Genomic DNA, 6,575 nt, shown 5'->3' with positions numbered 1-6,575 from the left:
GTTGGGTGGGTTGGGTGGGGTGGGTGGGTCTGGGGAAGGTGGCCGGCGCATCGATGTGCGTTCTCACGGATCGATGCCTGTCACGCGGAACGGATCACGGACGGGGTACGTCCCAGTGGGTATGAGAACTCCTCGGATGGTGTTCGTCGGGCTGGCCGCCGGTCTGACGCTCGCCGGCTGTGGCAGCGGGGACGGTACCGACGTCACCGGCCCCCCGGCCACGCCGACAAGTTCCCCGTCGACCACGGCGACCCCGTCGACCACGGGGGCCCCGTCCGCGCCATCCACCGGTGCGCTGCCACCCGGTGCTTCGGTGCCGCCCGGCGGGCCGAAGTTGCCGACCGGTGGGCCGAAGCTGCCGCCCGGTGTGGGCGCGACCGAGCTGACAGGCACGATCGAGTCGGGTGTCGAGCCCGGTTGCCTGCTGCTCGACGGTCACCAACTGGTCGGCGGCCCGAAGGACGTGCTCGTCGTGGGGGCCCGGGTCAGCATCATCGGCCGGGCCCGGCCCGACCTGATGAGCACCTGCCAGCAGGGCGTCCCGTTCGTGGTGGAGTCGGCCCGCCGCTCCTGAGCCGCCCGTGCCCGCGACATGGAGCGCGTGGGGTGAGCTAGGGGCGGTCGTCGACGGGGAGCAGCTCGGGGGCCTGGGGTTGGCGGGGAGCCAGCTCGACCTGGGCGGGTGCGGCCAGCTCCTGGTCGGAGACGCCCAGCTCGGCCAGCTTGCGCGCGCTGACCAGCACCCGTGCCTCAAGCGAACCGACCGCCCGGTTGTACGCCGTGACCGCGCCGCCGAGCGAGGTGCCGAGCTTGCCGACGTGGTCGCCCAGGGTGGACAGTCGGCCGTACAGCTCGCGGGCCAGCGAGTGCACCGCCACCGCGTTGCGGGCCAGCGCCTCCTGCCGCCAGGAGTACGCCACCGTACGGAGCAGCGCGACCAGGGTGGCCGGGGTGGCCAGCACCACGTTGCGGGCGAACGCGTGCTCCAGCAGCGTCGGGTCGCGCTGCAACGCCACGTCCAGGAACGGGTCGGCCGGCACGAACAGCACCACGAACTCCGGGGTGTCGTCGAACGCCGCCCAGTAGGTCTTCGCGGCCAGCGCGTCGACGTGCCCGCGCAGATGCTTGGCGTGCCGGTCGAGATGGGCGTCCCGGCCGCGTTCGTCGCGCGCCTCCATCGCGGTGAGGTAGGCGTCGAAGGGGGCCTTGGCGTCCACCACCACCGTCCGCCCACCGTGCAGCCGGACCACCAGGTCGGGGCGGACGCCCTGGTGGTCGGTGGCGGCGGTGACCTGCTCGCTGAAGTCGCAGTGCTCCAGCATGCCGGCCGCCTCGACGATCCGGCGGAGCTGGTGCTCGCCCCAGCGTCCGCGTACCTGCGGGGCCCGCAGCGCGGCGACCAGCTGCTTGGTCTCAGTGCGCAGCTCGCTGGAGACGGCACCCATCGAGCGGACCTGTTCGCGCAGCTCGGCGTAGGCGTCGACCCGGTCCCGTTCCAGCTCGCCGACCCGGGTCTCGTAGCGACGCAGGGTGTCGTGCAGCGGGGCGACCGCGCGGGCCACCGCCTCCTGGGACTGGGCGGTCGCCTCGTAGCTCAGCGCCCGCATCGACTGCTCCAGCCGGCCCTCGCCCTCCCGGGTGACGGCGAGGGTCGCCTCCAGCCGGGCGATCTCGGTGGCCGACCGGGACCGGGCGGCGTACCAGCCGACCGCGCCACCGGCGGCGAGGCAGACCACCACCACGGCCAGCGTCGAGAAGTCCATCACCAGAGCTTGCCAAACGGGTACGACTCGACGCCCCCGGGTACCTTCGGGGGATGGAACTTCTGCTCGGGGCGATCCTGGTCGCCATGCTGGCCGGTGGGTTCGTCTGGTGGCGGCGGGAGAAGGCGGCCCGGGAGGCGCGCAGTCTCGCCGACGTCCGGGCCGACGCACAACGCTGGTACGAACGCCTCGGTGGCCAGGTGATGAACCTGCACGGCGACGAGCCTGCGGTACGTCAGGCCCTGGTCGACGCCGGTGAGCGGTACAACGCGGCCGGCAGCCAGCTGGAGCAGGCCCGTACGGTGCACCAGTTCCGGCTCGCCCGGGAGACCGCGCTGGAGGGGCTCGCCTATGCGCGGGCCGCCCGGGTGGCGCTCGGCCTGGACCCCGGCCCGGAACTGCCCCCGCTGGCCGCCGCGCAGGGCGCCGGGGAGATCACCCGGGAACGCCAGGTGGACGTGCAGGGGCAGAGCTTCAAGGCCGGCCCGCAACCCGGCCGGGACACCCCGTACTACTACCCGGGCGGTCGCTACCAGGGGCGGCCGGTGCCGTCCGGCTGGTACTCGACGCCCTGGTGGAAGACCGCGCTGGGGGCGGGTGTCGGCGTGGTCGGCGGGATGCTGATCGCCGACGCGCTCTTCTCACCGGCCTTCGCCGACCCCGGTTACGACGCCGGCTACCAGGAGGGCTTCGGCGACGGCACCGACTTCGGCACCGCAGGCGATGCCGGCGGTGGGGACTTCGGGACCGCAGGTGACTTCGGTGGCGGGGGTTTCGACGGTGGCGACTTCGGTGGTGGCGACTTCGGCGGTGGTGGCGACTTCTGACCCCGGGGCCCCTGCCGCCGCAGCGGCGGCAGGGGCGGTGTCCGTCAGCCGGTGTTACGCATCCCGGCGGCGATGCCGTTGACCGTGGTGAGCAGGGCGCGCTCCAGGGCCGTACCGTCGTTGGGGGCGCGTCGGCCGCCCGGCGCGGTGGCCACCGCCCGGCCGGCGGCGCCGGAGTCGCGGTACTGCCGCAGCAGCGCCACCTGGAGGTGGTGCAGCGGCTCCAGGTAGGTGTCGCGCACCGCGAGGGTGCGCTGGAGCACCGGCGAGTTCTCCAGCAGGGCCGGCGACGAGGTGACCGCCAGCACCTCCTGCTTGGTCAGCTCGTACTCCTGCTCGATCTTGTCGAAGATCGGGTGCAGCTGCTCCGGGACCAGGGTCTCCACGTACCGGCGGGCGATGCTGAGGTCGGTCTTGGTCAGCATCATCTCCACGTTCGACAGGAACGTGCGGAAGAAGTGCCAGTTGCGGTTCATCTCGGTCAGCACGTCCTCCAGACCGGCCTCGCGGGCGGCGGCCAGCCCGGAGCCGACCCCGAACCAGCCGGGCACGATCTGCCGGGTCTGCGTCCAGCCGAACACCCACGGGATGGCCCGCAGCCCGCCCAGGCCCGCCCCGGTGTTCGGCCGCTTCGCCGGCCGGGAGCCGATGTTCAGCGCGCCCAGCAGCTCGGTCGGGGTGGACGCCCAGAAGTACGCCGGCAGGTCCGGATCCTCCACCAGGCCACGGTACGACCGGAAGGCCGACCCGGAGACCACGTCCATCGCCGCGTCCCAGCGTTCCAACTGCTCGGCGGGCTGCCGGGGCGCGGTGTGCAGCAGCGTCGCCTGGAGCACGGCGGCCACTGTCAGCTCCAGGTTCTCCCGGGCCAGCGCCGGCAGGGTGTACTTGTCGGAGATGACCTCACCCTGCTCGGTCACCTTGATCGCGCCGTCCAGGGTGCCGTACGGCTGGGCCAGGATCGCCTCGTGGGTGGGGCCACCACCACGCCCGACCGTGCCACCCCGGCCGTGGAACAACCGCAGGTGCACACCGTGCCGGGCGGCCACGTCCCGCAGCGCCCGCTGCGCCCGGTGGATGGACCACTGGCTGGTGGTGATGCCGGCCTCCTTGTTGGAGTCGGAGTAGCCCAGCATCACCTCCTGCACGTCGCCGCGGGCCGCCACCAGCGCCCGGTAGGCCGGCAGGGACAGCAGCTCGTCGAGCATCTCACCGCCGGCGTTCAGCTCGGCCGGGGTCTCCAGCAGCGGTACGAAGCCGATCCGGGCCCGCCCGGTGTGCACGTCGACCAGGCCGGCCTCCCGGGCCAGCACCACCGCGGCGAGCACGTCGTCCACGCCGAGCGTCATCGAGATGATGTACGACTCGATGACCTCGCCACCGAACCGGTCCTGCGCCTCGCGGATCGCCCCGAACACGTCGAACGTCTTGCGCGCCGCCTCGGTCAACGGGGTGTCCAGGGCGGACAGTGGCCGGCGGCCGGTCAGCTCGTCGGCGAGCAGCTTGGTGCGCTCCAGCCGGGTCAGCGACGGGTAGTCCGCGACCTCGCCCACCGCCGTGTAGAGCTGGGTGAGCACCTCGTGGTGCTTCTCGGCGTGCTCCCGGACGTCCATGGTGGCCAGGTGCAGGCCGAACGCGGAGACGGTACGGATGGTCGAGGCGAGCCGGCCGACGGCGGTGAGCTGCCCGGAGTTGCGGGCCAGCGAGGCGCGCAGCAGTTCCAGGTCGGCGACCAGCTCGGCGGAGCCCTGGTAGTCCCGGCCCGGCACGTGCGGGGTGCCGGCGCGCAGCCGCTCCCGGGTGTTGGCCAGCTTCGCCTTCACGCAGCGGGCCTTGAGCCGGTAGGGCTCCTCGGCGTTGACCCGGCGGAACCGGGGTGCCACCTCGGGCAGCGCGTCGAGGTCGGCGGCGAGGCTGGCCGACAGGTCCAGCGACACGGCGCGCAGCCGGCGGGAGACGGAGACCTCGTTGACCAGGTGCTCCATCGCCGCCTCGGTGGCCGCGATGCCGTGCTCGTGCTGGATGCGCAGCACCTCCCGGGTGACGGCGGGGGTGACGAACGGGTTGCCGTCCCGGTCGCCGCCGATCCAGGTGCCGAAGGTCAGCGGGCGGGACGTCGGCGAGGTCTCCACGCCGAGGGTGCGCAGCGTGTCGGCCAGGTCGTCGAGCACCTGCGGGGCGGCCTCGGCGTACAGGTCGCGCAGGTAGTAGATGGCGTTGCGGGCCTCGTCGGTCGGATCGGGCCGGTCGAGGCGCAGCTCGTCGGTCTGCCACATCAGGTCGAGCAGTTCGGCGAGGCGGCGGTTGGCCGGGCCCTCGTCGCTGGCGCCGTAGAGGATGGCGTTGCTGGTCTCGGCGTCCAACTCGTCGGCGATGGCGCGCAGCTTGGACAGGATCGACCGGCGGGCCGCCTCGGTGGGGTGGGCGGTGAAGACGGGGCGTACCGCGAGACGGCGGGCGGCGGCGGCGATCTCCTCGGCGGGCACCCCGCGCTCGGCGATCATCTTGGCGGCCTGGTCCAGCCAGCCGCCCTGGATCGCCCGGCGGCGGCGCAGGTCCCGGGCGCGGTGCACCTGCTCGGTGATGTTGGCCAGGTGGAAGTAGGTGGAGAAGGCGCGGGCCAGCCTGGTGCCGGTGGTCACGTCGAGCCCACCGAGGCGCTGCGCGGCGGCCGGGGCGTCGGAGCGGACCTGGGCGCGGATCTCCTCGACCAGGTCGAGCAGCGGCCGACCCTCCTGGCGGGCCAGGGTCTGACCGAGCAGGGTGCCGAGCCTGCGGATGTCGGCCCGCAGGGCGGCGTCGGGCCCGTCGTGATCGTGCTGGTCGGTCACGTGCGCTCCTTACGTGAGTACGAAGGACAGCGCTGTCCGACTCCCTGGATGGTATCCGCGCGGCCCGGTCCGGAAGGAAGGGGTTCGGTGTGTCACGTTCCCCACGGTCGACGCGTCCTCACCGGGCCGCCCGCGCCGAACCGGCCCGTCGGCTGCGGAACAGGGCGGCGGTGAGCAGGCCGAACACCCCGAGGGCGGCCCAGAGCAGCAGCCCTGCCAGCGGCCACCGGGTGGACCGCCAGTCGAAGTAGACCACCGACTTGAGTAGGTCGGTGGCGAGGCCGGGGACGTTCCAGCGGTGCATGCCGCGTAGCGCGGCGGGCAGGAACTCCGGGGCGTAGATGCCGCCGGAACCGGGGTTGCCGAGCACCACCAGCAGGAGGATCACCAGCCCGGTGCCGAGCAGCCCCAGCCAGCCCTGCACCGCGGCGGCCACCATCGCGGCGGTGAAGACGGTGAGTACGCCGACCGCCGCCACCGCGACCAGGTCGTGGTCCCAGACGCCGAGCACCGGGCCGACAAGCACCGCGCCGATGGTCCCGAGCAGCACCGCGTGCACCGCCAGCGAGCCGATCCGCAACCCGGCCCGGCGCAGCCCGCGTGGGGCGGTGCCGAGCGAGACGCCGAGCGCGGTCGAGGCCAGGTAGCCGCCGAGCACCAGCCCCACGGCCAGGTAGAACGGCACCAGGCCGCGCGGGTCGTCGGGCGAGACGGGCACCTGGTCGGTGACGGTCAGCGGCAGTCGGGCCTGCTGGGCGGCCGGGGTGAGGACCTGGGTGACCAGTTCGGTGGCGGCCGGGGCGGAGGCGCTGGCGGTGGCCAGGGTGAGCGTGCCGTCGGGGGCCGAGGTCAGCACGGCGTACACCTGGCGGGCGGTGAGCGCGTCGTCGGCCGCGCCGGGGCTGTCGTACCCGACGGGTTCGATGGTGTCGGTGCGGGCGCGCACGGCGGTCAGCAGCGCCTGGGCGCGCTGGTCGCCGGTCACCACCCCGACCGGCACGTCCCGGGGGTGCGGCTGGTGCAGCGCGCCGACGTAGGCGGCGATGAACGCGGTGGCCAGCGCCAGTGTGCCGACCAGCAGCGCCACCGTGCGGGGCAGCCAGTCCCGGGTACGCGGCTCGTCTTCCACCGGCCAAGCCTATGGCCCGTAATGC

5 protein-coding genes are annotated in these 6,575 nt (G+C 73.6%); 2 read left to right on the top strand and 3 right to left on the bottom strand.

The annotated features are described in order from the left end of the window. Positions 1–136: 136 nt before the first annotated feature. The gene (locus tag AC0AIB_RS27155) at positions 137–574 is read left to right on the top strand and encodes a hypothetical protein (RefSeq protein WP_465097735.1); all 438 of its coding nucleotides are present in this window, start codon (positions 137–139) and stop codon (positions 572–574) included. 37 nt (positions 575–611) lie between these two features. Here AC0AIB_RS27155 and AC0AIB_RS27150 read toward each other — a convergent pair whose 3' ends face one another. After that, the gene (locus AC0AIB_RS27150; protein WP_328340100.1) at positions 612–1,763 is read right to left on the bottom strand and encodes a DNA recombination protein RmuC; all 1,152 of its coding nucleotides are present in this window, start codon (positions 1,761–1,763) and stop codon (positions 612–614) included. A 53-nt stretch (positions 1,764–1,816) separates the two neighbouring features. Between AC0AIB_RS27150 and AC0AIB_RS27145 the strand changes: the two genes are divergently transcribed. Beyond that, positions 1,817–2,590, top strand: coding sequence for a hypothetical protein (locus tag AC0AIB_RS27145; protein ID WP_328340098.1), 774 nt, complete (start codon positions 1,817–1,819; stop codon positions 2,588–2,590). A gap of 44 nt (positions 2,591–2,634) precedes the next feature. Here AC0AIB_RS27145 and ppc read toward each other — a convergent pair whose 3' ends face one another. Together ppc and AC0AIB_RS27135 are read right to left on the bottom strand one after the other, a co-directional pair. Further along, entirely contained in the window at positions 2,635–5,421 is a 2,787-nt protein-coding gene (ppc, locus tag AC0AIB_RS27140; protein ID WP_465097734.1) for a phosphoenolpyruvate carboxylase, read from the bottom strand. A gap of 118 nt (positions 5,422–5,539) precedes the next feature. Beyond that, on the bottom strand, positions 5,540–6,550 hold the full coding sequence (locus AC0AIB_RS27135) for a hypothetical protein (protein WP_328340094.1): 1,011 nt from the start codon (positions 6,548–6,550) through the stop codon (positions 5,540–5,542). Between the last annotated feature and the right edge of the window lie 25 nt (positions 6,551–6,575).

This window comes from Micromonospora sp. DSM 43699, from assembly GCF_055517075.1.
Note: the sequence above shows the minus strand (reverse complement) of the source record. Positions and strands in the feature narration are given on the sequence as shown.